General features: G+C 70.3%; 27 protein-coding genes. 8 read left to right on the top strand and 19 right to left on the bottom strand.

Features of this window, described 5'->3' with window-relative positions; genetic code table 11:
- Nucleotides 1-17: 17 nt before the first annotated feature.
- The gene (locus ACWD38_RS22880; protein ID WP_450124870.1) at nucleotides 18-1022 is read right to left on the bottom strand and encodes an SDR family NAD(P)-dependent oxidoreductase; all 1005 of its coding nucleotides are present in this window, start codon (nucleotides 1020-1022) and stop codon (nucleotides 18-20) included.
- A 73-nt stretch (nucleotides 1023-1095) separates the two neighbouring features.
- On the opposite strand from ACWD38_RS22880, the gene ACWD38_RS22885 reads away from it, so the two are divergent.
- Nucleotides 1096-2040, top strand: a complete 945-nt coding sequence (locus tag ACWD38_RS22885; protein ID WP_450124871.1) for a cupin domain-containing protein — start codon at nucleotides 1096-1098, stop codon at nucleotides 2038-2040.
- Nucleotides 2041-2056: 16 nt separating this feature from the next.
- Here the strand turns inward: ACWD38_RS22885 and ACWD38_RS22890 are convergent, their stop codons facing one another.
- The 4 genes from ACWD38_RS22890 to ACWD38_RS22905 are packed head-to-tail and all read right to left on the bottom strand — an operon-like array spanning nucleotide 2057 to nucleotide 3830.
- Nucleotides 2057-2326 carry a DUF397 domain-containing protein gene (locus tag ACWD38_RS22890; protein ID WP_450124872.1) on the bottom strand — a complete coding sequence of 90 codons (270 nt, stop codon included), beginning with the start codon at nucleotides 2324-2326 and terminating at the stop codon, nucleotides 2057-2059.
- 31 nt (nucleotides 2327-2357) lie between these two features.
- Complete coding sequence (locus ACWD38_RS22895) at nucleotides 2358-2582, bottom strand: DUF397 domain-containing protein (RefSeq protein ID WP_450124873.1); 225 nt, start codon at nucleotides 2580-2582, stop codon at nucleotides 2358-2360.
- A complete protein-coding gene (locus ACWD38_RS22900) occupies nucleotides 2576-2854 on the bottom strand; it encodes a DUF397 domain-containing protein (protein ID WP_184478162.1) in 279 nt (92 codons plus the stop codon). The genes ACWD38_RS22895 and ACWD38_RS22900 overlap by 7 nt, the downstream gene beginning before the upstream one ends.
- Entirely contained in the window at nucleotides 2829-3830 is a 1002-nt protein-coding gene (locus ACWD38_RS22905) for a helix-turn-helix domain-containing protein (protein WP_450124874.1), read from the bottom strand. Before ACWD38_RS22905 ends, ACWD38_RS22900 begins: the two co-directional genes overlap by 26 nt.
- A 65-nt stretch (nucleotides 3831-3895) precedes the next feature.
- Here ACWD38_RS22905 and ACWD38_RS22910 point away from each other — a divergent pair, with 65 nt between their 5' ends.
- Complete coding sequence (locus ACWD38_RS22910; protein ID WP_184478160.1) at nucleotides 3896-4108, top strand: hypothetical protein; 213 nt, start codon at nucleotides 3896-3898, stop codon at nucleotides 4106-4108.
- 33 nt (nucleotides 4109-4141) lie between these two features.
- Here ACWD38_RS22910 and ACWD38_RS22915 read toward each other — a convergent pair whose 3' ends face one another.
- Both ACWD38_RS22915 and ACWD38_RS22920 read right to left on the bottom strand, forming a co-directional pair.
- On the bottom strand, nucleotides 4142-4855 hold the full coding sequence (locus tag ACWD38_RS22915) for a response regulator transcription factor (RefSeq protein WP_184478159.1): 714 nt from the start codon (nucleotides 4853-4855) through the stop codon (nucleotides 4142-4144).
- Entirely contained in the window at nucleotides 4819-5982 is a 1164-nt protein-coding gene (locus ACWD38_RS22920; RefSeq protein WP_184478158.1) for a histidine kinase, read from the bottom strand. Before ACWD38_RS22920 ends, ACWD38_RS22915 begins: the two co-directional genes overlap by 37 nt.
- A gap of 160 nt (nucleotides 5983-6142) precedes the next feature.
- Here ACWD38_RS22920 and ACWD38_RS22925 point away from each other — a divergent pair, with 160 nt between their 5' ends.
- From ACWD38_RS22925 to ACWD38_RS22945, 5 genes are all read left to right on the top strand, one after another.
- Entirely contained in the window at nucleotides 6143-7726 is a 1584-nt protein-coding gene (locus ACWD38_RS22925) for an alpha/beta fold hydrolase (protein WP_221315740.1), read from the top strand.
- Nucleotides 7727-7965: 239 nt separating this feature from the next.
- Nucleotides 7966-8892: a DUF6346 domain-containing protein gene (locus ACWD38_RS22930; protein ID WP_450124875.1), complete on the top strand. Its 927-nt coding sequence runs from the start codon at nucleotides 7966-7968 to the stop codon at nucleotides 8890-8892.
- Between the two features lie 206 nt (nucleotides 8893-9098).
- Nucleotides 9099-9509: a YbaB/EbfC family nucleoid-associated protein gene (locus ACWD38_RS22935; RefSeq protein WP_184478156.1), complete on the top strand. Its 411-nt coding sequence runs from the start codon at nucleotides 9099-9101 to the stop codon at nucleotides 9507-9509.
- A 19-nt stretch (nucleotides 9510-9528) separates the two neighbouring features.
- Nucleotides 9529-9828 carry a type VII secretion target gene (locus ACWD38_RS22940; RefSeq protein WP_184478155.1) on the top strand — a complete coding sequence of 100 codons (300 nt, stop codon included), beginning with the start codon at nucleotides 9529-9531 and terminating at the stop codon, nucleotides 9826-9828.
- Nucleotides 9825-11108: a WXG100 family type VII secretion target gene (locus ACWD38_RS22945; RefSeq protein WP_450124876.1), complete on the top strand. Its 1284-nt coding sequence runs from the start codon at nucleotides 9825-9827 to the stop codon at nucleotides 11106-11108. Before ACWD38_RS22940 ends, ACWD38_RS22945 begins: the two co-directional genes overlap by 4 nt.
- 82 nt (nucleotides 11109-11190) lie before the next feature.
- On the opposite strand, the gene pyrF is transcribed toward ACWD38_RS22945, so the two are convergent.
- The 9 genes from pyrF to pyrR are packed head-to-tail and all read right to left on the bottom strand — an operon-like array spanning nucleotide 11191 to nucleotide 21603.
- Nucleotides 11191-12033: an orotidine-5'-phosphate decarboxylase gene (pyrF, locus tag ACWD38_RS22950; RefSeq protein ID WP_450124877.1), complete on the bottom strand. Its 843-nt coding sequence runs from the start codon at nucleotides 12031-12033 to the stop codon at nucleotides 11191-11193.
- Nucleotides 12030-15347: a carbamoyl-phosphate synthase large subunit gene (gene carB, locus ACWD38_RS22955; RefSeq protein ID WP_450124878.1), complete on the bottom strand. Its 3318-nt coding sequence runs from the start codon at nucleotides 15345-15347 to the stop codon at nucleotides 12030-12032. Before carB ends, pyrF begins: the two co-directional genes overlap by 4 nt.
- Entirely contained in the window at nucleotides 15331-15966 is a 636-nt protein-coding gene (locus tag ACWD38_RS22960; RefSeq protein ID WP_450124879.1) for a DUF4276 family protein, read from the bottom strand. Before ACWD38_RS22960 ends, carB begins: the two co-directional genes overlap by 17 nt.
- The gene (locus ACWD38_RS22965) at nucleotides 15963-17120 is read right to left on the bottom strand and encodes an AAA family ATPase (RefSeq protein ID WP_184478150.1); all 1158 of its coding nucleotides are present in this window, start codon (nucleotides 17118-17120) and stop codon (nucleotides 15963-15965) included. Before ACWD38_RS22965 ends, ACWD38_RS22960 begins: the two co-directional genes overlap by 4 nt.
- A complete protein-coding gene (carA, locus tag ACWD38_RS22970) occupies nucleotides 17120-18241 on the bottom strand; it encodes a glutamine-hydrolyzing carbamoyl-phosphate synthase small subunit (protein ID WP_184478149.1) in 1122 nt (373 codons plus the stop codon). Before carA ends, ACWD38_RS22965 begins: the two co-directional genes overlap by 1 nt.
- Nucleotides 18238-18768 (bottom strand): PH-like domain-containing protein, encoded by a 531-nt coding sequence (locus tag ACWD38_RS22975; protein WP_184478148.1) that lies wholly within the window; start codon nucleotides 18766-18768, stop codon nucleotides 18238-18240. The genes carA and ACWD38_RS22975 overlap by 4 nt, the downstream gene beginning before the upstream one ends.
- Nucleotides 18768-20066 carry a dihydroorotase gene (locus tag ACWD38_RS22980; protein ID WP_450124880.1) on the bottom strand — a complete coding sequence of 433 codons (1299 nt, stop codon included), beginning with the start codon at nucleotides 20064-20066 and terminating at the stop codon, nucleotides 18768-18770. Before ACWD38_RS22980 ends, ACWD38_RS22975 begins: the two co-directional genes overlap by 1 nt.
- A complete protein-coding gene (locus ACWD38_RS22985) occupies nucleotides 20063-20995 on the bottom strand; it encodes an aspartate carbamoyltransferase catalytic subunit (RefSeq protein ID WP_184478146.1) in 933 nt (310 codons plus the stop codon). The genes ACWD38_RS22980 and ACWD38_RS22985 overlap by 4 nt, the downstream gene beginning before the upstream one ends.
- Nucleotides 20995-21603, bottom strand: a complete 609-nt coding sequence (gene pyrR, locus ACWD38_RS22990; protein ID WP_184478145.1) for a bifunctional pyr operon transcriptional regulator/uracil phosphoribosyltransferase PyrR — start codon at nucleotides 21601-21603, stop codon at nucleotides 20995-20997. Before pyrR ends, ACWD38_RS22985 begins: the two co-directional genes overlap by 1 nt.
- 317 nt (nucleotides 21604-21920) lie before the next feature.
- On the opposite strand from pyrR, the gene bldD reads away from it, so the two are divergent.
- The gene (gene bldD, locus ACWD38_RS22995) at nucleotides 21921-22409 is read left to right on the top strand and encodes a transcriptional regulator BldD (RefSeq protein ID WP_009943043.1); all 489 of its coding nucleotides are present in this window, start codon (nucleotides 21921-21923) and stop codon (nucleotides 22407-22409) included.
- A 433-nt stretch (nucleotides 22410-22842) separates the two neighbouring features.
- Here bldD and nusB read toward each other — a convergent pair whose 3' ends face one another.
- The 3 genes from nusB to ACWD38_RS23010 all read right to left on the bottom strand — a co-directional run bounded on the left by nusB (nucleotide 22843) and on the right by ACWD38_RS23010 (nucleotide 25181).
- Nucleotides 22843-23322, bottom strand: coding sequence for a transcription antitermination factor NusB (gene nusB / locus ACWD38_RS23000; RefSeq protein WP_184478144.1), 480 nt, complete (start codon nucleotides 23320-23322; stop codon nucleotides 22843-22845).
- A 90-nt stretch (nucleotides 23323-23412) separates the two neighbouring features.
- On the bottom strand, nucleotides 23413-23979 hold the full coding sequence (efp, locus tag ACWD38_RS23005) for an elongation factor P (protein WP_184478143.1): 567 nt from the start codon (nucleotides 23977-23979) through the stop codon (nucleotides 23413-23415).
- Between the two features lie 92 nt (nucleotides 23980-24071).
- Nucleotides 24072-25181, bottom strand: a complete 1110-nt coding sequence (locus tag ACWD38_RS23010) for a M24 family metallopeptidase (protein ID WP_184478142.1) — start codon at nucleotides 25179-25181, stop codon at nucleotides 24072-24074.
- Nucleotides 25182-25329 lie beyond the last annotated feature (148 nt).

Raw genomic sequence — 25329 nt, forward strand, 5'->3', positions numbered from 1 at the left:
CGGCCCCGCCCCGGCGACTACGCCGTGAGCAGCTGCTCGCTGAGCTCCCAGAGCCGCCGCGCGGACTCGGGGTCGACCGCGTGCGGCACGACCTCGGCCGTGATCTCCTGGTCGGTTCCGAAGTCGATCGGCCGCGGCACGTCCAGCGCGGAGATGTCGTTGTCCAGCAGGTAGACACCTCCGAGGTCGGCGAGCAGCGGACTGGTCGCGGCGAAGGCGCTGGTGCTCGCGCCCTGCTGCGGGGTCTTCCGCCCGCGTTCCGGGGCGATGATCGGCCGACCGGCGTCGTCGATGAGTCCCATCGCCCGCAGCTGGTCCTCCGGCACGGCCTCGCCGTCCTCGGGCCGGGACGGGCCCAGGTCCGTGCCGATGATGACTCCGGGATGCACGGCGTAGCCCCGGATCCCGTCGGCGGCCCACCTCCGGTCGAGTTCGACGGCGAACAGGACGTTGGCCGTCTTCGACTGGCCGTAGCCGAGCATCGGCTCGTACCCGGTGGCGAAGTGCGGGTCGTCCCACCGGATGCCGGAGATCCGGTGGCCGCCGGAGGTCAGGTTGACGACGCGGGCGCCACGAGCGGCGCGCAGCGCGGGCAGCAGACCGAGGGTCAGCTGGAAGTGGCCGAGGTGGTTGGTGGCGAACTGCGATTCGTAGCCGCGCGCGTCCCGCACCAGCGGCCCGCCCATGATTCCCGCGTTGTTGAGCAGGGCGTGCAGCGGGCGGCCGGAGTCCCGGTAGCGGGCGGCGAAGGCTTCGATCGACACCGGGTCGAGGAGGTCCAGCCGGTCGATCTCGACCCGCTCGATCCCGGCGAGCGCGGGCGCGGCCCGCTCCGGGTTCCGCGAGCCCACGGTGATGGAGGCGCCGGCCTTGCTCAGCGCCCGGGTCGTCTCCAAGCCGAGCCCGACGTGGCCGCCGGTGACGATGATGTTCTTGCCCGACAGGTCGATGCCGTCGAGGACCTCGTCCGCCGTCGATGCGGCGGTGAAACCAGTTCCGATGGGGTGCTGCTTGTGCGTCATACGACCACGCTAAGCACGCGTGCTCGTACTGTGAATCATTGAAGGTCCGGACTATTTGCGCGAGAGTACGGGCATGGTCGATCAGCTGTCCGAGATCTTCGAACTCGTCGAGGTCCGCGGTCTGCTCTCGGGCGGGTTCGCGACGCGGGGCCCGTGGGTGGCGAGCGGAGCCGTCGAGACCCCGCTGAAGTTCTTCGCGATGGTCTCCGGCCGCGCCCGGGTGCGCACCGACGGCGTCGACGAGCCGATCGAGCTCCAACCCGGCGACGTCGCCATCCTGAACAACCGCTCCTGGCTGCACGCCGAAGGCGGCACCGGCGACGGGCCGCCCCGCGAGATCTCACCCGAGGAAGGCTTCCCCTCCCCGCACCTCAGCGGCGCCGACTTCGGCACCGACGACGTGCTCATCGGCGGGCGCATCGACCTCAACCCGACCGGGGACGCACTGCTGCTGCAAGCACTTCCGCCGCTGGCGCACGTGCGCGGATCGGGCGTGTCGGCGACGAACCTGCGGGGAGGCATCTACCGGCTGTTCGAGGAGGTGCGCCAAGACCGGATGGGGTCCGCGTTCGCCGTCCGGCAGCACTGCCAGCTCCTGCTGCTGGAGGTGCTGCGCGCCTACGTCGACCAGACCGAACTCCCTCCCAGCTGGCTCAAGGCGCTGGCCGACGAACGCTTGCGCCCCGCGCTGGACCTCATGCACGCCGACCCCGGAAAGCCTTGGGGCCTGGAGGAATTGGCGCAGGCCGCAGCGATGTCGCGCACGACCTTCGCCGAACGCTTCCGCACCGCGGCGGGCACGCCGCCGCTGACCTACCTGCACCGCTGGCGGATCCTGCTGGCACAACGCGCTCTCCGCGACGGCGACACCCGAGTCGGCTCACTGGCGACCGAACTGGGCTACGCCTCGGAGAGCGCCTTCAGCACCGCGTTCAAACGAGAAGTCGGCGAATCACCACTGCGGTACCGGAGTCGGATCCGAGCTGAGCCAGTCCGCCCCGACCAGCAGCGAGCGTGACCTGACCACCCCGCCTTCACGCTAGGGGATCAAAGCGCCCCGAACGAAGACCGCGCAGGAACGACGACCAGGAGCCCTCGCCGAACAGCAGGACTCCGCCGTCGGGAGCCTTCGAGTCGCGGGCCGCGACGGCGTGATCAGTGCGGGCGACCTCGACGCAGTTGCCGTAGTTGCTGCTGCGGCTGCTCTTGCGCCAATCCAGATGGGCGATCTCGACGCAGTTCGTGTAGTTCGTACTCCGGCTGCTCTTCCGCCACCGGAGGGTGGATGGATCCAGTGCGGCCATCGTCTTCTCCTGCCCGTCGCTCGATCCGAGTTCAGCCGTCGAAGCGGCCTTCGCGAACGCCGTGCAGGAACGAGGACCAGGAGGTGGCACCGAACAGCAGGACACCGCCATCCGGGTTCTTCGAATCCCGCGCAGCGACAGCGCGATCGGCGCGTGCGACCTCAACGCAGGTGCGCGTTCCGTTGCTGTAACTACTCTTTCGCCAGTGCAGAGCCATCAAGTCGTTCCGCTTCAAGGCTTCCTCCAACCTCACCATGCTGATACCACCGATCGGCGGTGTGTCTGGCCAACTCGACCGACTCCTCCGGGGATAGCGCGGTCTTGCGGAACCGGAGCACAATCTCCGCCACCGAATCGGCCCGTGCGGATGCCATTCAGGAACGATGTCCATGATGCCGCACCGAACAGCAGGACACCGCCGTCCGGATTCTTCGAATCCCGCGCAGCGACGGCGCGATCGGAGCGTGCGATCTCGACGCAGGTGCGCGTTGCGCTGCTGTAGCTACTCTTTTTCCAGCGCAGAGCCATCAAGTTGTTCCGTTTCAAGGCTTCCTCCAACGGCAGCGTGCTGGTACCACTGATCGGCGGTGTACCTGATCAGCTCGACCGACTCGTCCGTGGGTAGCGCGGTCTTCCGGAGCCGACGCAGAACCTCCGCCGCGTCAGCAACGATATTGGCCTCCTCGACGTATGACGAGGATCCGATGTTTTCGCACAGCACAAGGTCGGCGTGATCAGCGAACTCCAAGTGGGAGAACTGCCCATCGATTCCTGCATGTGCACCGACTCCGACCTTCAGCACCTGCACGTTCACGTTCGGACGCGCCGCGACAGCAGCGATTCGCCGGAGCTGGTGATACATCACCTCCGCACCGCCAACTGGGCGTTGCAACACCGCTTCTTCGATCAAGAACTCGAACTGACGTGAGCTGAGCAGCAGAGTTTGCCGTTCAACCCGTTGCTTCAGCAGCGCGTCGAGATCAACAGATGGATTCAACGAGGCCACCGCGTCAGCGACCGCTGCCACATAATCAGGCGTTTGAAGCAACCCCGGCACGAACATCGTCTGGTAGACGCTCAACGAAGTAGCTTCATACTCGAAGTTTCTGATCGTGCCCCACGCGCTGACGACCGATTCCGGATCACCTGGCCGAACGCTCCACCAGTTCCGGTCGCCGCCGTGGCGCACCAGCTCCAGGACCTCTGCCCGCTCCGCCGTGGGCACGCGGTAAAGTCCCAGCATGGCGGCGACGTCGTCGGCGTTGAGGCCGCGATGGCCGGACTCCATCCGGCTGATCTTGCTCATCGAAATCCCGAGCGCCTGCGACACTTCCTGAGCCCCCAGTCCGCTGCGTTCCCGGAGCTGGCGGATTCGGCTCGCGACGCGGCGAGTTCGGACTGGAACGGCGTTTCCCGCACTCATGGTGTCCCCTTCTGTCGATCTCGGGGACAGCTTCACCAGTTGCCGGCGTGGCAAGCCAGCATGATCACTCGAAAGACTCATTGCGTGCCACCGCGGGAACTCTCGAAGGTCTGCACACCAACAGGATTCGAGTTTTGGGAGGCGCAATGTCCGACACCACTTGGGAAATTCCGGCGACGGCGAGAACGGGTGGCATCACGATCGCGCTCGGGTGCCAGAGCATCGCGATCACCCAAGGCGATGTGGAGATCAAGGCCATGAAGGAGCAGCTCGGCGAGCTCGCCGACAAGCTCTACTACCTCGACATGGCGTTCCAGGCCGACGCGGAGACCATCGTCGAAGCCCTCTGCTCGCGTTGACCGGTGCCGGGCCTCCTTCCGGGGTTCGCCGCGTCACGACTGCGGCGAGTCCAGACCCGCGTCGTGCACGAGCAGGGCGATCTGCACGCGGTTGTTGAGGTCGAGCTTGGTCAGGATCGCCGACACGTGGGTCTTGACCGTCGCCAGGCCGATGTGGTTGCGGGCGGCGATCTCCGCGTTGGAGCGCCCGGCGCCGATCTCGATCGCCACGGTCCGTTCGCGGTCCGCGAGCGGAGCGAGCTTGCGGCGTGCCGCGTCGCGACGGGTGTCCTGCTCGCCCCCGGCTACGCGATCGATGAGCCGGCGGGTCACCTCCGGGGAGAGCACGGGACGCCCCTGCGCGACCTGCCGGATGGCGAGGACGAGCTCGTCCGGCGGGGTGTCCTTGAGCAGGAAACCGGCCGCCCCGGCCCGCAGGGCGCGCAGCACGTGCGCGTCGGCGTCGAACGTGGTGAGCACGACGACCTGCGGTGCCCGCCGGCGGCGGCGCAGCGTCTCGGTCGCTTCGAGCCCGTCGGTGCCGGGCATCCGGATGTCCATCAGCACGACGTCCGGCGCGTGGCGATCCGCCAGCTCCACCGCCTCGGCGCCGTCGCCCGCTTCGGCGACCACCCGCACGTCGGGGGCGCCTCGCAGCATCATGACCAGGCCGAAGCGGACGATCGGATCGTCGTCGGCGACCAGCACGTCGATGCGCGGTTCGGAATCGCTCACGCCGGACACGGTAGCCACACCCCGACCCGCCATCCGCCGGACGCGGTCGGGCCGTGGTCGAGCCGCCCGCCGACGAGCGCGGCCCGCTCGCCCAGCCCCCGCAGCCCTTCCCCGGAACCGAGGGGCCGCGTGGAGGGTGCGGGCGGCGGCTCGTTGATGAGCTCGGCGGCCACGTGGTCGCCGAGTTCGCCGGTGATCCGGAGGACGAGGGGCGCACCGGGCGCGTGCTTGCGGGCGTTGGTCAGGCCTTCCTGGACGAACCGGTAGAGCGTGCGGCCCACCGTCGCGGGCAGCGGGAGGCCACCGGTCGTCGCACCGCAGGCGTCCTGCACATCGACCGGGGTTCCGGCGCGCTCGCTCTCGTCGATCAGCTCGACGACGTCCGCCACGTTCGGCAGCGGGAGCTCGCCCACCGGGGCGCGCAGCACGCCGATCACCTCGCGCAGGTCCTGCAGCGCGCGGTGCGCGTTCTCGCGCACCACCTCCGAAGCCCGCGCGATCTCCTCGTCCGACGCGCCGCGGTGGTAGGTCAACGCGCCCGCGTGCACGCTGAGCAGCGACAACCGATGACCGAGCACGTCGTGCATCTCCCGCGCGAGGGCCTCCCGCGCCTCGTGCTGGGATCGCTCGGCCCGCAGCCGCGCCGCCACCTCCGCCGCGGCGGCCCGCTCCCGCAACGACGCGATGAGCTGCCGCCTGCTGCGCACGAGCAGACCGGACACGGCCACGCAGATGATGATCGTGACCTGGAGCGCGATCAGCATCGACAGCGACGTCGTCGGTTCGGGACGCACCAGCAGGAAAGCCCCGAACGACAGCAGATTGCCCACCGCCAGCACGGCTGTCGCCCGCGCCGAACGGTGCACGGCCACGGTGAACAGCGCGGCCAGCGACGCCGCCGAGACGAACAGCGAGACGGTGCTCAGCAGGACCAGGACGATCGCGAGCACCAGCGGGAAGCGGCGCCGCCACCACAGCGCGAGGCACCCGAGCGCGCCGATCGCGTAGTCCAGGTGCAGCGCCCAGAGCGGCATCGTCGGCGGGGCCTCCCACCAGTTCACCGCCGGGAGGAACCCGACCAGGGCCGTGAGCACGACCAGCCCGCCATCGACGATCCGGTTCCGGAGCGCCCCCCGCCGATCTCCTGCTGTGCCGTCCACCGTGCCGAGCGTAGGTACCGGCCGCGCGTGACCACCTCCCCCTCATGGCTCCCTCCGCTCCGACTTTGGTCGGGCGATCCGATGCCGTCGACCGATCCGCGCCCGCGGCAGGCCGCCCTACCGTCCACGTCGAACCCGGCCTGGAGCAGAGGAGAAGCAAGTGTTGTCACGTGTGACCCGATCGTCGTTGGCGGCGGTGGCCTTACCGCTGCTGCTGCTGGCGACCGGGTGCGATCACCCGCCCTTGCCCGCCAAGCCGCCCCTGCCCTCCCTGCCCCAGGCGGCCGTGGCACCGGAGAAGCTGGCGCGCTTCTACGACCAGGAACCCGCGTGGGGCCCGTGCGCCGACTACGCCACCACCGACGGAGATCGGGAGGCGTTCGCGAACCCCGGGTTCGAGTGCGCCCGCGTCGAGGTGCCGCTGGACTACGACCGGCCGGAGGGGCCGACCGCGCAGATCGCGATGCTGCGCATCCCGGCTCGCGGCGAGCGGATCGGCTCCCTGCAGTACAACCCGGGCGGGCCCGGCCAGTCCGGGATGAGCGTCGCGGCGACCATGCTGGCCGATCCGCTGACCACCAGCCCGATCGGCGAGAAGTTCGACCTGATCGGATTCGACCCGCGCGGAACGGGTGCGTCCACCCCGGCGCTGGACTGCTTCACCGACGCCGAACGCGAAGACGGCGCGCTGACGATGCTGTTGCGGTTCGGCGCCGTGGACTGGACCGAGCAGCAGGCTCGCGACCTGGCCGATCAGTGCGCCGAGCGATCGGGCGGCTCCGATGTGCTGGAGCACGTCGGCACCCGAGACGCCGCGCAGGACCTGGACATCATCCGCGAGGTGCTCGGCGACGAGAAGCTGAACCTGCTCGGGCAGAGCTACGGCACCCGGCTGGGCGCCGTCTACGCCGAGATGTTCCCGGAGAACGTCCGCGCGTTGGTCCTCGACGGGCCGCTCGACCCGGCGGCGAAGACCCTCGACCGGTTCGAGGCGCAGATGACGGTGACTCAGCGGAGCTTCGACGAGCTGGCCGCGTTCTGCGCCACCGGCCCGGCATGCCCGCTGGGCACCGACCCCGCGCGGGCGACCGAGAACTTCCAGAACATCGTGCGGCCCCTGCTGGACGCTCCGGTCCCGGCACTCGACGGCCGGCGGCTCACGTTCAACGACGCCATCGACGCCACGATCACCGGTCTCGCCGACGAAGCCGCCTACCCGGTCCTGGTGCAAGGCCTCACGGAACTCACCAGCGGCAGGGGCGACATGCTGCTCGCGATGCGCGACGCCGCCTCCAGCCGTGCACCCGACGGGAAGTACAGCAACGCGCTCGAAGCGAACCTCGCGATCAACTGCCTCGACGAGGACCGCCGGACCCCGGCCGAGGAGACCGCGCTGAAGCGCGCCGTCTACGCGGCCGCGCCCTTCACCGACCCGGGTCGTCCGGTGGTCGACGCCCACGACGGGTGCGAGGACTGGCCGGTGCGGCCGACCCTCGGAATCCCCTACGCCGAAGGGATCGAAGGCCTGCCGCCGACCCTGGCGGTGGCGGCGACGGGCGATCCGCTGACGCCGTACGAGGGCGGGGTGAACCTGGCCGAGACGCTCGGCAGCAGCCTGCTGACCGTCGACGTCGCCCGCCACGGCACCGTCCTGCTCGGCGGCAACGCCTGCGTCGACGGCATCGTCGCCGACTACCTGGAGACCTCGCGCACGCCGCCCGAGGGCGCGCGGTGCGCCGGATGAGCGGTTGAGCTCCGCACCGGCAGCGTGACGACGGGCTGAAGCGGGCGACGATCCGGCGGATCGTTGCCCGCGCCGTCATGCCGTCGAAAGCCGGGCAGGTCGCGCGCCCCGGCGGACCGCCGCCCGCTCGGAAGTGGGATCCGAAACCCGGCCACCGCTCGCACAGGTCCCGCGCCGTCCCCGGACACCGCCCTGTTACGTTCGCGCCGCAGGCGACACTGGGGGAACAGGACGCGAACGTGGCACCTTCCGACGACATGCTGCCCGGACACACCGAGCCGCGGCGTGCACCGCGAGAGCCGGACGACTCGGGCCGGGGCGGGCGCCTCGGGTACATCGCCTCGCAGATCGTGGTGCGGCTGCTGGTGCTGCTGGTGTTCCACACCGTCATGGGCGCCACCGGGATCACGACGACCGACGGCACGCCCACCGACCGCGGCACGGCGCTGGCCACCCGGTGCGAGCGGGTCGGCCCTGTCAGCATGTCCGGCCTGGGCTGGTGGTGGGTCTGCGACGCCACCGTCACCTGGGAGGACGGCTCCACCGAGCAGCGCACCTTCAAGTTCTCCGACCTCACCCCGGACAACCGCACGACACCGGCCCCGGTCGAACGCCGCGAGCTCGACAACCGAGGCAGCAACGTCGTCATCGCCGACCCGGCCGCGCCCGCCGCGCTGGGCTGGGCGCTGTTCGTCCCGCTGCTCGGGCTGGCGCTGCTCGGAGTCCGCATCCCCGGAATCCCGCCGCACGGCCCGGATCCGGAACGCCGCAGGCGGGCCCGGCTGGGGATCTGGCCGCCCGCGATCCTCGCCGCCGGGTGGTGGCTGGTCATCGCGGGCGGACTGGGCAGCGGTTCGCTCGACGTCCTGACCTGGTCGCCGGTGGTCGTGATCATCGCCGGTCACGCGTTCCTCGCCGTCGGCGCCGCGTTCGCCATCGCCCGGCGGCGCCACGGCTACCCGGACCGGGAACCCCCCATCGCCACCGGCGGGCTGCTGCTGCGCGCGAACCTGCTGCTCGGGCTCGGCGTCGTCGGCGTCGTGGGCGGGCTGCTCAGCGGGCAGCCTGCGACCGGGATCGTCGCGCTCACCGCGTTGCCGCTGGTCGCCGCCGGGTTCGGCGTCCGCGGCCGACTCGTCGCGGGGCGCCTGCGCGCCCTGAGCTGACCCCGGAGCACGCCCGAACGGCCGTGGCACGAGGATGGACGCGAGCGCTGGGGGCGCTCGTGCCGGTCGGTCCGTCCTGCCGCGAAGAATCCTCCGGGATTCGGGGGAACCATCAGGGTCCCTCGGATCGTCGATCTCGATGGACCCGGTCCGGCCTCAACCGGCACGAGGCCGCACCGCACCAAGCACGACACTGGGGAAACAACATGAATCAGCAGTCACCGCAGCAATTCCTGGAATCGCTGCAAACCCGCGCCGACGAGATGGTGCAGCAGTCCCAGCAGATCCAGGAGCAGCTCGGCTCGCTCACCGAAACCGCCACCGAAGGCGGCGTCTCCGTCACCGTCGGCTCCAACGGCGCGCTCCAGGACGTGCAGTTCGACCGGAGCTCGATGCAGCGCGGCCCGTCCGAGCTGCGCGCCGCGATCCTGCGGCTGTCCGCGCAAGCGCAGGGCGCGGTCGCGCACAAGGTCGCGCAGACCGTGGAGCCGTTCGCGGGCGCCTCGGCGATGGAATTCCTGCGAACTCAGCTCCCCGCGGAACCGGACGAAGGCGCCGCGAGTCGCAACGACGATCCGGACTTCGACGACGAGCCGCCGCGAAGCTACCTTCGCTGATCAACGGGAGCAGCAGACCATGTTCAACGTCATGCCGGCGCGGCTGACCACGCATTCGCAATGGCTCGCCGGACTCGCGGGCGACATCGCCGCGGCAGGACAGCAGGGCGCGGGAGTCTCGTTCGGCGTCGACAGCTTCGGCCTGGTGGGCCAGCTCTTCGCGGATCAGGCCCGGCAGACCTCGCAGCAGGCCGCCGCCGAGATCCAGAAGTTCTCCGAGCTGACCAGCGACCTCGGTGATCGGGTGAGCGCGACCGCGACCGACTACCAGGACATCGACGACAAGAACTCCGACGATCTCGGGCAGGTGCAGATATGACCGGGATGTTCACCGACACCGGCAGCGAAGCGGTCCAATCCGGCGCCGTGACGGCGGGCGCGGGGATCGTCGACTCCGCTCGGGCGACCTGGACGGCGTTCAACAACGAGGACTGGGGCGAGTTCGCCGCCAGCGCCGGGGTGCTCGCGCTGGACGGGCTGATCACCGCCATCGACCCGATCGGTTCCGCGCTGGCCGCCGGGGTCGGCTGGCTCATGGAGCACTTCGCGCCGCTGCGCGAAGTGCTCGACTTCCTCGCGGGCGATCCGAACGCGATCAAAGCGGGCGCGGACACCTGGCAGCAGGTGAAGGCCGACCTGGAGAAGCTGGCCGCGGAGATCCCCGGGCAGGTCCAGTCGGACTGCGCCGAGTGGCAGGGCCAGGCCTGCGACGCCTACCGGCAGCGGTCCGCGGAACTCGCCGAAGGCGTCGAAGCCATGTCGGTCAGCGCGGGCACCGCCTCCGGCGCGATGGCGACCGCGGGCACCATGGTCGCCACCTGCCGCGGCCTGATCCGGGACATCATCGCCGCCATCGTCGCCGAACTCATCAAGGGCGCGCTGGCCGCGCTCGCCGGCTCCGTCATCAGCTTCGGCGCGACCGTCGCCGGCTACCTCGGCTACGCGGCCGGACGGATCGGGATGACCCTGTCCAAGATCGCCACGAAGATCAGCCAGCTGCTCGGCAAGCTCGGCAAAGCCGGAACGCACCTGGCCAAGGCCCTCGACGACATGGCCGAGGCGGGCGCGAAGGTCGGCGCCAAGCTCACCACCGGTGGAGCGAAGGTGTTCCCGGCCTCGCCGGGACTCGGCGGAGCCGCCACCGCCGCCGGGCAGGCCACCTCCCGCGCGTCGGACGCGGCGGGCTCCGCCGCGAGCGCCGTCGGCAGGGGAAGCGAAGCGCTCGGCACCGCCGGGACGCGCGGCGCCGACGCGGCGGCCGGCCTCGGCAAGAGCGCCGAACAACTCGGCGGACGCGGCGTCGGGCTGATGGGCAACGCCGACGACCTGGGCCGCTCGGCGCAGAACGCCACCAAGTCCTTCGTCGACGACGCCACGCTGTGGCGGGAAGGCGGCAGCGTCAACAACGCCGCCGCCCGCGAAACGGCGGAGGCCGTGTCAGACGTCCGTACGGGCGAAAGCCAGCTCGCGCGCGGCGCCTTCGGCTCGGAGCAGTACCACGAGCAGACCTACGACGAGGACAACGGCACGAACTACTACGACACCTCGCACCGCCTGTCCGGCACCATCCCCTCCGCGGAAGAGCACTTCCCGAAGTGACGCCGAGGTGCCCCGGCACTTCCCCGGACATGCGAACGGCCCCGCCGATCCGAGGATCGACGGGGCCGTTCGTGCCGCGAAATCAGGACTCCAGCAGCACACCCATTTCGTCCCGCACCCTGCGCGCCGCCGAGCGCAGGTCCGCCACGGACGGGCCGTGGCGCAGTACGTCTCGGGCCGTGGCGGGCAGGACCGAGGGCAGGGCCGCGCCGAACGTGGCGCGCAGGCCCTGCACCGTGGCGCCCTGGGCTCCCAGGCCGGGGGCCAGGATCGGGCCGTTCAGGCGGGAGAAGTCCAGCTCGCCCGGCTTGATCGTCGCCCCGGCGACCACGCCCACGTAGCCGTACGGGTCGGCCCCGGCGTTGTTCTCCCCTGCCGCGTCCACGATGGACTGGCCGACGGTGCGGCCGTCGTCCGCAGTGGACCGCTGCAGCGCCGCGCCCTCCGGGTTCGAGGTGCGGGCCAGCACGAACACGCCGCGCCCGGTCTGCTCCGCGATGCCCAATGCCGGTGCCAGCGAACCGAAACCGAGGTACGGCGACACCGTCAGCGCATCGGCCGCCAGCGGCGAGTGCTCGTCGAGGTAGGCGTTCGCGTACGCCGTCATCGTCGAACCGATGTCGCCGCGCTTCACGTCCAGCAGCACCAGCGCGCCGGCCTCGCGGGACGCGGCGACGACCTTCTCCAGGACCGCCACGCCCGCCGAGCCGTACACCTCGAAGAACGCCGACTGCGGCTTGAGCACCGCGAACTCACCGGCCAGCGCCTCCACCGCCGTCATCGCGAACCGCTCCAACGCGGCGGGGCTCTCCTCCAAGCCCCACGCGTTGAGCAGCGCCGGATGCGGATCGATGCCCACGCACAGCGCGCCGCGCGCGGCCACCGAATCGGCCAGCCGCCGCCCGAAACCGGCCCGGACCGTCACCGGCGCTCACCGCCCTGGCGCAGCGCGGCCTGCAGCGCCTGCAGCGGGCGCACGCCGATGCTGCCGCGGATGCCGGCTTCGATGCCCTGCACCGCCGCCGCGGCGCCCTGCACCGTGGTGATGCACGGGATGTCGCGCGACACGGCGGCCGTGCGGATCTCGTAGCCGTCGACGCGCGGACCGGGATTGCCGTACGGGGTGTTCACGACCATGTCGATCTCACCGGCGCGGATCAGGTCGATGACGTCGCGGTCCGCACCGGACTCGTTGTGCTTGCGGACCTCCTTGGCCGGAATCCCGTTGCGCCGCAGCACATCCGTGGTCCCGGCGGTCGCGAGGATCTCGAAGCCCAGGTCGGCGAGGCGCTTGACCGGGAACACCATGGAACGCTTGTCCTTGTTCGCCACCGACACGAACACGGTGCCCGAAGTCGGCAGCGAACCGTAGGCGGCGGACTGGGACTTCGCGAACGCCTGCCCGAAGGAGACGTCGATGCCCATCACCTCGCCGGTCGACTTCATCTCCGGCCCCAGCAGCGAGTCCACGCCGTGGCCCTCCGGGGTGCGGAAGCGGTGGAACGGCAGGACCGCCTCCTTCACCGCCACCGGAGCGTCCATCGGCAGGTCCGCGCCGTCGCCCGTCGCGGGCAGCACGCCCTCGCCGCGCAGGTCGGAGATGCTGGCGCCCAGCATGATGCGGGACGCGGCCTTCGCCAGCGGTGCCGCCGTCGCCTTCGACACGAACGGCACCGTGCGCGACGCCCGCGGATTCGCCTCCAGCACGTAGAGCACGTCGTCCTTCAACGCGTACTGCACGTTGAGCAGGCCCAGCACACCGATGCCGTGCGCGATGGCCTTGGTGGACTCGCGCACCTTCTCGATGTCCTGGCGCCCCAACGTGATCGGCGGCAGCGCGCAAGCCGAGTCGCCGGAGTGGATGCCGGCCTCCTCGATGTGCTCCATCACGCCGCCCAGGTACACGTCGGTGCCGTCGCACAGCGCGTCCACGTCGATCTCGATGGCGTCGTCGAGGAAGTTGTCCACCAGCACCGGGTGCTCCGGGGTGACCTCGGTGGCGCGGGCGATGTAGTTCTCCAGCGACGCCTCGTCGTAGACGATCTCCATGCCGCGGCCGCCGAGCACGTACGACGGGCGCACCAGCACCGGGTAGCCGATCTCGTCGGCGATGCGCTTGGCCGCGTCGAACGACGTGGCCATGCCGTACTTCGGCGCGGGCAGGCCCGCCTTGCGCAGCACGTCGCCGAACGCGCCGCGCTCCTCCGCCAGGTGGATCGCCTCCGGCGGCGTGCCCACGATCGGCACTCCGGCGTCGGCCAGGCGCTGCGCCAAGCCCAGCGGCGTCTGGCCGCCGAGCTGCACGATCACGCCGACGACCTCGCCGGAGGCCCGCTCCGACTCGACGACCTCCAGCACGTCCTCGAACGTCAGCGGCTCGAAGTACAGCCGGTCCGCCGTGTCGTAGTCCGTGGACACCGTCTCCGGGTTGCAGTTGACCATGACGGTCTCGAACCCGGCGTCGCGCAGCGACGTGGCCGCGTGCACGCAGGAGTAGTCGAACTCGATGCCCTGGCCGATGCGGTTCGGGCCCGAACCCAGGATGATCACCTTGGGACGGTCGCGCTGCTCGGTGACCTCCGACTCCGCGGCGGGGTCGAGCTCGTAGGCCGAGTAGTGGTACGGGGTGCGGGCCGCGAACTCGGCCGCGCAGGTGTCCACCGTCTTGTACACCGGCCGCACCGCCAAGCGGTGCCGCAGCGACCGCACGCCGTCCTCATCGGACAGTTCCGGGCGCAGCGCGGCGAGCTGGCGGTCCGACAGACCGGAGCGCTTCGCCCGCCGCAGCAGGTCCGCGTCCAGCACCGGGGCCGCCGAGAGCTCGGCGCGCAGCTCCACCAGCGCGGCGATCTGGTCCACGAACCACGGGTCGATGCCCGAGGCCTCGTGCACCTGCGCCACGCTCGCGCCCAGCCGCAGCGCGCGCTCCACCGCGTAGAGCCTGCCGTCATGCGCGGTGCGCAGGTCGTCCAGAGTGGACTCCAGCGTCGCGCCTTCCGGGTCGTCCTTCGTCCAGAAGCCGATCCGCGAGGTCTCCATGGAGCGCAGCGCCTTGCCCAGCGCCTCCTGGAAGCTGCGGCCCAGCGACATCGCCTCGCCGACGCTCTTCATCGTCGTCGTCAGCGCCGGGTCCGCGCCGGGGAACTTCTCGAAGGCGAACCGCGGCACCTTCACCACCACGTAGTCCAGCGTCGGCTCGAAGCTCGCCGGGGTCTCGCCGGTGATGTCGTTGCTGATCTCGTCGAGCGTGTAGCCGATGGCCAGCTTCGCGGCGATCTTGGCGATCGGGAAGCCCGTCGCCTTCGACGCCAGCGCCGAGGAGCGCGACACCCGCGGGTTCATCTCGATCACGACCATGCGCCCCGTCTCCGGGTGGATCGCGAACTGGATGTTGCAGCCGCCGGTCTCCACGCCCACCTCGCGCAGCACGTCGATGCCGACGTTGCGCATGTGCTGGTACTCGCGGTCGGTCAGCGTCATCGCCGGGGCCACCGTCACCGAATCACCGGTGTGCACGCCCATCGGATCGATGTTCTCGATGGAGCAGATCACGACCACGTTGTCCGCGTGGTCGCGCATCAATTCGAGCTCGTACTCCTTCCAGCCGAGCACGCTCTCCTCGATGAGCACCTCGTGCACCGGGGACTCGGTGAGGCCCAGCGTGGCCATCCGCTCCAGGTCCTCGGAGGTGTGCGCCATGCCGGAGCCCAGGCCGCCCATGGTGAAGCTGGGGCGGATGACCACCGGCAGGCCGCGCTCGGCGACGAACTCGCGGACCTCGTCCATCGACTTGCACACGGCGCTCTCCGGCGCGTCGCCGCCGATGGAACGCACGATGTCCTTGAACCGCTGCCGGTCCTCACCGCGCTCGATGGCCTCGATGTCGGCACCGATGAGCTCCACGCCGTACTTCTTGAGCACGCCGCGCTCGTCGAGGGCCATCGCCGTGTTCAGCGCGGTCTGACCGCCGAGGGTCGCCAGCAGCGCGTCGGGGCGCTCGGCCTCGATGACCTTCTCCACGAACTCCGGGGTGATCGGCTCCACGTAGGTGGCGTCGGCGAACTCCGGGTCCGTCATGATCGTCGCCGGGTTGGAGTTGACCAGGCTGACCCGCAGCCCCTCCTCCCGCAGCACCCGGCACGCCTGCGTACCGGAGTAGTCGAACTCGCAGGCCTGCCCGATGACGATCGGCCCGGAACCGATCACCATGACGTGCTTGATATCAGTGCGCTTGGACATCAGTTCCCTCACTTGCTAGGCGACGCAGTCCGTCCCGGAAGACTTGGAAGCTGCGCGAGCTGTTGTTGTCCACGTCCATGTGCGGGGCCACTTCATGCGCGAGGGCCAGCTTCTGCAGACCGCTGACGTGGTAGTTGTGTTGCTGGAGCAGGGATTCGAGGACCCGTGAGGTGTCGGTGATCCCGTCCGGATCGCGGTACTTCGCACGCTGGGCGAGCCCGGCGGGCAGCCGGGGAAAGGCGCTTCGCAAGGCCGGAACGTCGCCGAGGAACCAGGCTTCGAGCTCCTCCACGACGATCCTGGGCAGCACCGTCCCGGCCGGTTCCGTCGCGGACGCGACGCGTAACCCGGCGTCCACGACCATCTTGGAGACCTCGGTCTTGAGCTCCAAGCAGTCGTCGCGATCCCGATCCAGCAGGAGCACCAGCCGCGTTCCGGTGGCCGGAGCCCACGCGGAGTACCCGTGCAGCCGTGCCGGCAACCGGCGCAGCAGCCCCTGCTTGCCGGGGAAGACCCGCAGCTGCCACGGCGTCACGGGAACGATCTTCGGCAACAGCGCGGACAGCGCCGCCTCCGCGGACGGTTCCTCGACCAGCACCTCCAGGTTCGCCGTGCTCATCCGTCCCGTCCAGGGGGATCCAGCGGGTCACCGACGCCGAAGTAGCCCTCCATCCAGAGATCGCCGAGAGTCCCGCCCGACTCCGCCATCGCGACGACCTGCGGGATCTCGCTCGCCCTGGTCACCAGCGCGAAACCATCGGAACCGCGGTGCAAAGCCCACAGTTCCTCCAAGCGGAGTGCGTCGGCGAACTGCGGCGAATGGGTCGTGACCAGCAAGGGACTGCGCTGAGCGGCCGATCGGCACTCCTCGGCCAGCCCGTGCAGCAACCTCGGGTGCAGTTGGTTCTCCGGCTCCTCGATCCCGACGATCGACGCGGGGACGGGGTCGTGCAGAACGATCAGATAAGCCAGCAGCCGCAGCGTGCCCTCGGAGGCGAACTTTGCGTAGATCGGCTCGTCGAACGGCAGGTCCTTCAGCCGCAACGCCAGCCTGCCGTCGACCTCTTCCGGCTCGATCCGCTCCAGGTTCGGCACCCGTTGACGCAATGCCTTAAGGATCTGATCGAGGCGGCCCGGGTGCTGCTCGCGTAGGTACCGCAGCACGTTCGGCAGGTTCTCGCCGCTGCCCGAAATCCGCTCCTGCGGACCGATTTCAGCTACCGCACGAGGGTCGCCAGCACCGAGGTGCGACAGGTACCAGCTGGAGATGAACCGCCGGAGTTCTACGAGTTCAAGGAAGTCCTCGAACTGCCCCAGCGCCGGGGCTGCAAGCATGTCCGAGCCGTCCAGGGCAACGTTCCGCTCCTCGAAGACGCCCGCCCCCTTCGCGACGTCGAGCAACCGCCCCGCACCTACGCACGTGAGCGCCTCGTCGAGCACGACCGGGCGGCCGTCGTCCGCTTCGTCGATGCGGAGCAGGTAGGTCAGCCGCTGATGCAGCCCGTCCCCAGGCCGGTACGTCAGCTCGATCTCCACCGGCCCGTCGCATCCCCGGCTGCGGATCTCCGCCATCCGGCCGCGCGCGTCCCACGCCCGCCGCAGGTTCGTCGTGAACGCCTCGTGCAGGAAGGCGAACACGTCGATCACCGTCGACTTACCGCTGCCGTTCGGCCCGAACAGCACCGTCAACGGCGACAGGTTCTCGAACGTCACGTCGCGCAGCACCCGGTAGTTGCGCACCCGGAGCCGCTCGATCGACGCGCCCGGAGCCATCAGCGGGCCTCGCTCATCAGGCTGGTGAACTCGTCGAACAGGGGCGCGGCGTCGTGCGGACCGGCCGCGGCCTCCGGGTGGTACTGGACGCTGAACGCGGGGCCGTCGAGCAGGCGCAGGCCTTCGACGGTGCCGTCGTTCGGGCAGAAGTGGCTGATCTTCGCGGCGCCGAAGTCGGTGTCGAACCGCTCCCCCGCCTCGCCCTCCACGGCGAAGCCGTGGTTCTGGGCGGTGATCGCGACCTTGCCGGTGTCCACGTCGATCACCGGGATGTTGATGCCCCGGTGGCCGTAGCGCATCTTGTAGGTCCCGCGGCCGAGCGCGCGGCCCAGCAGCTGGTTGCCGAAGCAGATCCCGAACAGCGGGAGCTTGCGCGACAGCACCTCGCGGGTGAGCGCGACGGCGTGGTCGGCGGTCGCCGGGTCGCCGGGGCCGTTGGACAGGAACACGCCGTCCGGGTTCACCGCCAGCAGGTCGTCCACAGTGGATGACAGCGGCAGCACGTGCACCTCGATGCCGCGCTGGGCCATCATCCGCGGCGTGTTCGACTTGATGCCCAGGTCCAAGGCCGCCACGGTGAACTTCTTCTCGCCCTGCGCCTCGACGACGTAGGGCTCGCTCGTGGTCACGTCACCGGCAAGGTCCGCGCCCGCCATCGAATCGGAGGCCGCGACCTGCGCCACCAGCTCGTCGTCCGAGCCCACCGCCGAACCCGAGAAGATCCCGGCGCGCATCGCGCCGCGCTCCCGCAGGTGCCGGGTCACGGTGCGGGTGTCGAGACCCGCGATGCTCACGATCTCCTGGCGCTTGAGCTCCTCGTCCAGCGACCGGCGGGAGCGCCAGTTCGACGGAACCCGGGCGGGGTCGCGCACCGCGTAACCCGCGACCCAGATGCGCTGGGATTCGTCGTCCTCGTCGTTCCAGCCGGTGTTGCCGATCTGCGGCGCGGTCTGCACCACGATCTGGCGGTGGTACGACGGGTCGGTCAGCGTCTCCTGGTAGCCGGTCATGCCGGTGGAGAACACCGCCTCGCCGAGCGCGCGGCCCTCCTGGCCGTAGGCGACGCCGCGGAAGATCCGGCCGTCTTCGAGCACCAGTGCCGCCGGGGTGTGCGCGGTCATGCCTGTCCCTCCATGTCGTCACGTCCTGCGGCAGGCGCCAATGCCCGCACCGCACCCGCCCACTCGTCCTGAGTGGACTTGTCATCCGCGCGGAAGCCCGTGTCGATGCCCTGGCCCCCCAAGCGCCAGGTCACCACGAGCATCCCCGCACCGGGAACGACCTTGTTCGCCAGTTTGTGATCCACCCGCGCGTCCACCACGGACTCCGCGGGAATCCACAGCGCGCTCGCGCCCGTCCGCTCCAGCAGCAGGCCCGAACCGCGCAGCCGCGCCACCGCGTTCGCGCGGTGCCCGACGTCGCCGACCGCGATGCGGTCCTGCCAATCACCGGCCCGCGTGCTGCCCACGTAGAACCCGCTCGCGTCGGCCAGCAGCGCCGGCTGCTCGGCCACGCCCTCGGGCGCCACCGGGAACTCCGCGAGCTCCGCGGTCTGCCGCCGCTTGCGGTTGAGCCAGCCGCGCCGCATCCCGAAGTACACCAGCGCCAGCAGCAACAGCAGCGCCAGCACCCACAACGTCCGCTCCATCAGCGCCGCACCTCGCCCTCGTGCGCGGTGATCCGGCCGCGCAACACCGTCGCCAGCACCCGGCCCGGCAGCTCCACGCCCTCGAACGGCGTGTTCGCCGAGATGCTCGCCAGCTCAGCACCCCGCACCGTCCAGCGGACGTCGGGGTCCACCACGGCCAGGTTCGCGGGCTCGCCCACCGCGATCGGACGGCCCTGGTCGGCCAGTCCGGCGATCTCGGCGGGCCGCTCGCTGAGCACCCGCGCCACGCCGCGCCAATCCAGCAGGCCCGGCTCCACCATCGTGCGCGCCACCACGCCCAGCGCGGTCTGCAGGCCGAGCATGCCCGGCTTCGCCGCCGACCACTCGCAGTCCTTGTCCTGCGACGCGTGCGGCGCGTGGTCGGTGGCCACGCAGTCGACGGTGCCGTCGGCCAGCGCCTCCCGCAGCGCCCGCACGTCCTCGTCGGTGCGCAACGGCGGGTTGACCTTGTTCACCGGGTCGTAGGTCGACAGCAGCTCGTCGGTCAGCAGCAGGTGGTGCGGCGTGACCTCCGCCGACACGGTGCCCGCGGACTCGCGCGACTTCCACCAGCGCAAGATCTCCGCGGTGCCCGCCGTCGACACGTGGCAGACGTGCAACGTGCCGCCGGTGTGCCCCGCCAGCAGGCAGTCCCGCGCCACGATCGACTCCTCCGCCGGAGCGGGCCAGCCCGCCAAGCCCAGCCGGGCGGCGTTCGCGCCCTCGTGGGCCTGCGCGCCGACCGTGAGCCGCGGCTCCTCCGCGTGCTGGGCCACCACCACGCCCAACGCCTTCGCGTACTCCAGCGCGCGGCGCATCACCAGCGGATCGTGCACGCACTTGCCGTCGTCGGAGAACATCCGCACCCCGGCCGCCGAACGCGCCATCGTGCCCAGCTCCGCGAGCTGCTCACCGCCCAGCCCGACCGTCACCGCGCCCACCGGGTGCACGTCGACCAGGCCGATCTCCAGGCCTCGGCGCCACACGTGCTCCACGATCACCGCGTTGTCCGCGACCGGATCGGTGTTGGCCATCGCGAACACCGCCGTGTAGCCGCCGAGCGCCGCCGCCGCCGAACCGGTCTCCACCGTCTCGGTGTCCTCGCGGCCCGGCTCGCGCAGGTGCGTGTGCAGGTCCACGAAACCGGGCAGCAGCACACCGCCTCCGCCGTGCACGACCTCGTCTGCCTCGACGTCCAGGTCCGCGCCGATCTCGGCGATCAGCTCGCCGTCGACCAGCACGTCCACCGCGTCACCGTCGCCGTAGGGACGGACTTCCTTGATCAGCACCCGGCTCATGCCGCGATCTCCTCTCCGGCGAGCAGGTGGTAGAGCACCGCCATGCGCACGTGGACCCCGTTGCGGACCTGTTCGGTGATGGCGGCGCGCGGCGAATCCGCCACCGCCGGAGCGATCTCCATGCCGCGCAGCATCGGACCGGGGTGCAGCACCACGGCGTGCTCCGGCAGCAGCGCCAGCCGCTTCTCGTTGAGGCCGTAGGCGATCGAGTACTCGCGGGCCGACGGGAAGAACCCGCCGTGCATCCGCTCCGCCTGCACCCGCAGCAGCATCACCGCGTCCACGCCCGGCAGCACCGGGTCCAGCTCGTGCACGACCTCGGCACCCCAGTGCTCGATGCCCTGCGGGACCAGCGTCGGCGGCGCCACCAGCACCACGTCGACGCCGAGGGTGCGCAGCAGGTGCACGTTGGAGCGGGCGACCCGGCTGTGCAGCAGGTCACCGACGATCGCGATCCGGCGGCCCGCGAGCTCACCGAGGCGTTCCCGCAGCGTCGCCGCGTCCAGCAAGGCCTGCGTCGGGTGCTCGTGCATCCCGTCGCCCGCGTTCACGACCTGCGTCCCGGCTTCGTCCAGCCAACCCGCCAGGCGGTGCGCCGCACCCGAAGCCGGGTGCCGCACGATCACGCAGTCCGCGCCCGCCGCCGAGAGGGTCAGCGCCGTGTCGCGCAGCGACTCGCCCTTGCCGACCGAGGACGCCGACGCCGACACGTTGATCACGTCGGCGCTCATCCACTTGCCCGCGACCTCGAACGACACCCTGGTCCGGGTGGAGTTCTCGTAGAACATCGTCATCACGGTGCGCCCGCGCAACGTCGGAAGCTTGCGCACCTCGCGCCCCAGCAAGGTCTGCTTGAGGGTGTCCGCGGTGTCGAGCACCGCCGTCGCGGTCGCCGCGTCCAAGCCTTCGGTGGAGAGCAGGTGCCGCATCACCGCACCTCCTCAACGCGCCGGATGATCACTGAATCGGCTTCGTCGACCTCGGCCAGCCGCACCGCGACGTCCTCGGCGCGGGACGTCGGCACGTTCTTGCCGACGTAGTCCGCGCGGATCGGCAGCTCCCGGTGGCCCCGGTCCACCAGGACCGCGAGCTGCACCGCACTGGGCCTGCCCTGGTCCCGCAACGAGTCCAGAGCGGCGCGCACCGTGCGGCCGGAGAACAGCACGTCGTCCACGAGGACGACCAGCGCGCCGTCGATCCCCGACGGCGGAAGACTGCTCGGCTCCAACGGCCGATTAGGTCGTTTGCGCAGGTCATCGCGATACAGCGTGATGTCCAGGGTGCCCGTGGGCACCTCCACACCGCTGAACTCGGCGATCCGGTCCGCCAGCCGCCGCGCCAGCGGCACACCCCGGGTCGGAACACCCAGCAGCACCACGCGGGGGCCGCTCGCCGCGTCGTGCGACGCGGTGTCCAGTGCCGTCTTCTCGATGATCTGATGAGCGATGCGGGCGATCGTGCGCGCAACGTCACCGGCCGAAAGCAGCTCCCGCTGCCCGGCCGGGTCCGTCGCGCCCGCCTGCCGGCGTGACGCCACGGGTGAGCCTCCTTCCCCGCCTCACTGGACGGGTCCTTAAAGGATGGTTGATTCCCCAGTGGACCGGATGCGCCTGCACCCGCCCTCCGGTGCGAACATCGGCAGGTCACCAGGTGACCACCGACTTCGGCTTGTACGCTATCAGCGTCCCGAGGTCAATCGTCCGGGTGGTGTGGGAGTACTCGCCCTGCCGCCACACGAAGACCAACTTGACCTAGTGACACTTGCGAGCGAACATTACTCTCCGTATCAATCTGAGCTTTCCTCCCCGGCATCCGATTTAGGCTGACGGGGCGAATGAAACGGAGAAACGCCACATGGGCGACTACGCCAAGGCGCTGGGCGGCAAGCTCCGCGCTATCCGCCAGCAGCAGGGTCTCTCGCTGCACGGCGTCGAGCAGAAGTCAGGCGGGCGGTGGAAGGCCGTGGTCGTCGGGTCCTATGAACGTGGCGACCGAGCGGTCACCGTCCAGAAACTCGCCGAACTGGCCGACTTCTACGGTGTTCCGGTCGCGGAGCTACTCCCGGAGGGACGGGTGCCCTCCGGCGCCGAACCGGCCACCAAGGTCGTGATCAACCTGGAACGGTTGCAGCAGCTGCCTGCCGAGAAGGTCGGGCCTCTCGCCCGGTACGCGGCGACCATCCAGAGCCAGCGCGGTGACTACAACGGCAAGGTGCTGTCCATCCGGACCGAGGACCTGCGATCCCTCGCCATCATCTACGACATGACCCCCGGCGAGCTGACCGAACAGCTCATCGACTGGGGTGTCCTGCCGCCCGAGGCACGACCCGCTCGGGAGGAGTGAAACGCAGTCGTTCTGCCCGGTTGTCCGGGTAGCGGAACCTCAGTGAGCCTCTCGCTGCGGGATCTTTTTCCCAAGTGGCTCCGCCACGAAAGAAAAAGCCGTCCTCGCGAGAGGCTCACTGAGAACCCGCCGGTGAGCGGCTTTTCGACGTGGGCTATTCGCTTCGCGAATCCAAGCACGGCTTCGCCGCAAGGCAGGCTTGCTCCGCAGCCCAAAGGCACGGCTACGCCGCTAGGCACGGCCTTCGGCAGCAAGGCGAAGGCAAGCGTGACTTCTGCCGCCGTTGCGACTTCACCCGCTGAGAAGGCGACGACCAAAAGGCCCGCTCACTGGGAGCAGCAAGATCATGGGTGGCCGAGAAACCGATTACCGGGACCGGCGCGAGAAATCGCGGGAGGACGCCGGGATCGGCGAACCCCGCGATGGGCGCGGGTCAGCTCTGGGCTTCGGAGTCCGCGCGTTCCTTCGCCGCCGCCTCGGCCGCCTCCAGGTTGCGGATCGACGTGCGCAGCCGATCGCTGATACCCGCGATGCGGCCCAGCACGCCGTTGACGAACCGCGGCGAATCGTCCGTGGACAGCGCCTTCACCAGCTCCACGGCCTCGTCGATCGCGACCGCGGGCGGCACGTCCTCGCTCCACAGCAGCTCGTAGAGCCCCAGCCGCAGCACGGCCCGGTCCACCGCGGGCATCCGGGCCAGCGTCCAACCCTCGGAGTGCTCGACGAGCACGTCGTCGATGCGCTGCCGGTTGCCGGCGACGCCCTCCACGAGGGTGACCGTGTAGTCCCCGACCGGCGCGGCCTCGGGCGCGGCGAGCCGCTCGGACAGCAACGTCACCGCGTCGAGACCGCGCAGGTCGGCCTCGTACAGCACGTCCACCGCCCGCTTGCGGGCCTTGCTCCGTGAGCCCAACTCACATCTCTCTTTCCACTGTTCCCCGCCCGGCACGAACCGCGGCCCTGCCGGACGAACCAGCGGGGCCGCGGGTGCGGCGGGAACGAATCACTTGGTGTTGACGCGACCCAGGTAGCGACCGTCGCGCGGGTCGACCTTGACCTTGTCGCCGGTGTTCAGGAACAGCGGCACCTGGATCTCCGCGCCGGTTTCCAGGCTCGCCGGCTTGGTGCCACCGGTCGAACGGTCGCCCTGCACGCCGGGGTCGGTGTGCTGCACGTGCAGCTCCACCGAGGCGGGCAGTTCGACGTACAGCGGCTCACCCTCGTGGCGGGCGATGACCACGTTGCTGTTCTCCAGCATGTAGTCCGCCGCGTCACCGACCACGCCGCGCGAGACCTGGACCTGGTCGTAGGTGTCCTGCTCCATGAACACGAAATCGGTGCCGTCGTCGTAGAGGTACGTCATCTCGCGGCGGTCCACGTTCGCGGTCTCGACCTTCACGCCTGCGTTGAAGGTCTTGTCCACGGTCTTGCCGGAGAGCACGTTCTTCAGCGTGGTGCGCACGAAGGCGCCGCCCTTGCCCGGCTTGACGTGCTGGAAGTTCACGACGGACCAGAGCTGGCCGTCGATCTTGAGCACGAGTCCGTTCTTGAGGTCGTTCGTGGATGCCACGTGTCCGGTCTCTCCATGTGATGCGGGCTGCGGTTGACTCGCTGAGTCGAGTGCGGCGCCGCCGCTGCATGTCGGCCGCACGCGCACCGCGCTCAGACGGCGACGAGCTCCTTGGTCGTCAAGGTGAGGAGTTCCGGCGTGCTCTCGCGCACGGCCAGGGTGTCCTCGATGCGGACCCCGCCACGCTCCGGCAAGTACACGCCGGGTTCGACGGTGACCACCATCCCCTCTTCGATCCTACCGTCCCCCCGCTGCGACAACGCCGGTGCCTCATGGATCTCGAGACCCACGCCATGTCCGACGCTGTGCGGGTACCGCTCGCCGTACCCCGCGTCGTCGATCACCTGGCGCGCCGCCCCGTCCACGTCGCGCACATCGGTGCCCACCCGGACCGCGCCGCGACCCGCTGCCTGCGCGGCGTGCACCAGCTCGTAGACCTCGCGCTGCCAGTCGGCCGGAGCACCCAGCACCACGGTGCGCGTCATGTCCGAGTGGTACCCGTCGACCAGAGCGCCGAAGTCCATCTTCACGAAGTCCCCGGCCGCCAACGCGGCCGAAGTCGGCCGGTGGTGCGGGATCGCGGAATGCGCGCCCGCCGCGACGATCGTGTCGAACGCGGGACCCGCGGCACCGTGCTCCAGCATCCGCGCCTCCAGCTCGCGGGCCACCTCCAGCTCGGTGCGGCCGGGACGCAGCCCGCCGTGCTCGATGAGATCCGCCAGCGCCCGGTCGGCGGCGGCGCACGCCATCCGGATCGCGTCCACCTCCGCGGCATCCTTGACCAGCCGGAGGCGTTCGACCAGGCCGGGGGCACGGGTGAGCTCGATGCCCGGCGCCGCCTCGGCCAGCGCATCGCGGCCGTCGACCGTGACGTGCTGGCTCTCGAAACCCGTTCGCCGGTACCGGTCGGGCGCCTTGGCGACGTGCTCGGCCAGCACGAGCTCGCTGGGCCGCTCGATGATCCGCTCCAGATCCGGGACCTGCTCGGCCGCCTGCGTCGAATAGCGCCCGTCGGTGCTGAACGCGGTGGCCCGCTCCGCGCCCGGCTCATCGGCGGCGTGCACCACCACCGCGGCCTGCGAACCGGTGAACCCGGTGAGGTAGCGGATGTTGAGCAGATCGGTCACCAAGAGGGCGTCGAGGTCGGCTTCGCGGAGCAGTTCGCGCAGGGCATGGCGGCGGCGGGAGTGGGTCTCGGGCATACGCACCAGCCTAACGAGACGCCCCCTGCTGTTTCTTTCGTAGCGGGAAGGCGCCACGGGTCGTTCTGCTTCGGGGATCGAGTGGCGGAACCTCAGTCGGTCTCTCGCTGCGGGATCTTTTTCCCGAGTGGCTCCGCCACGAGGGAAA

This window comes from Saccharopolyspora sp. NPDC002578, assembly GCF_053592695.1.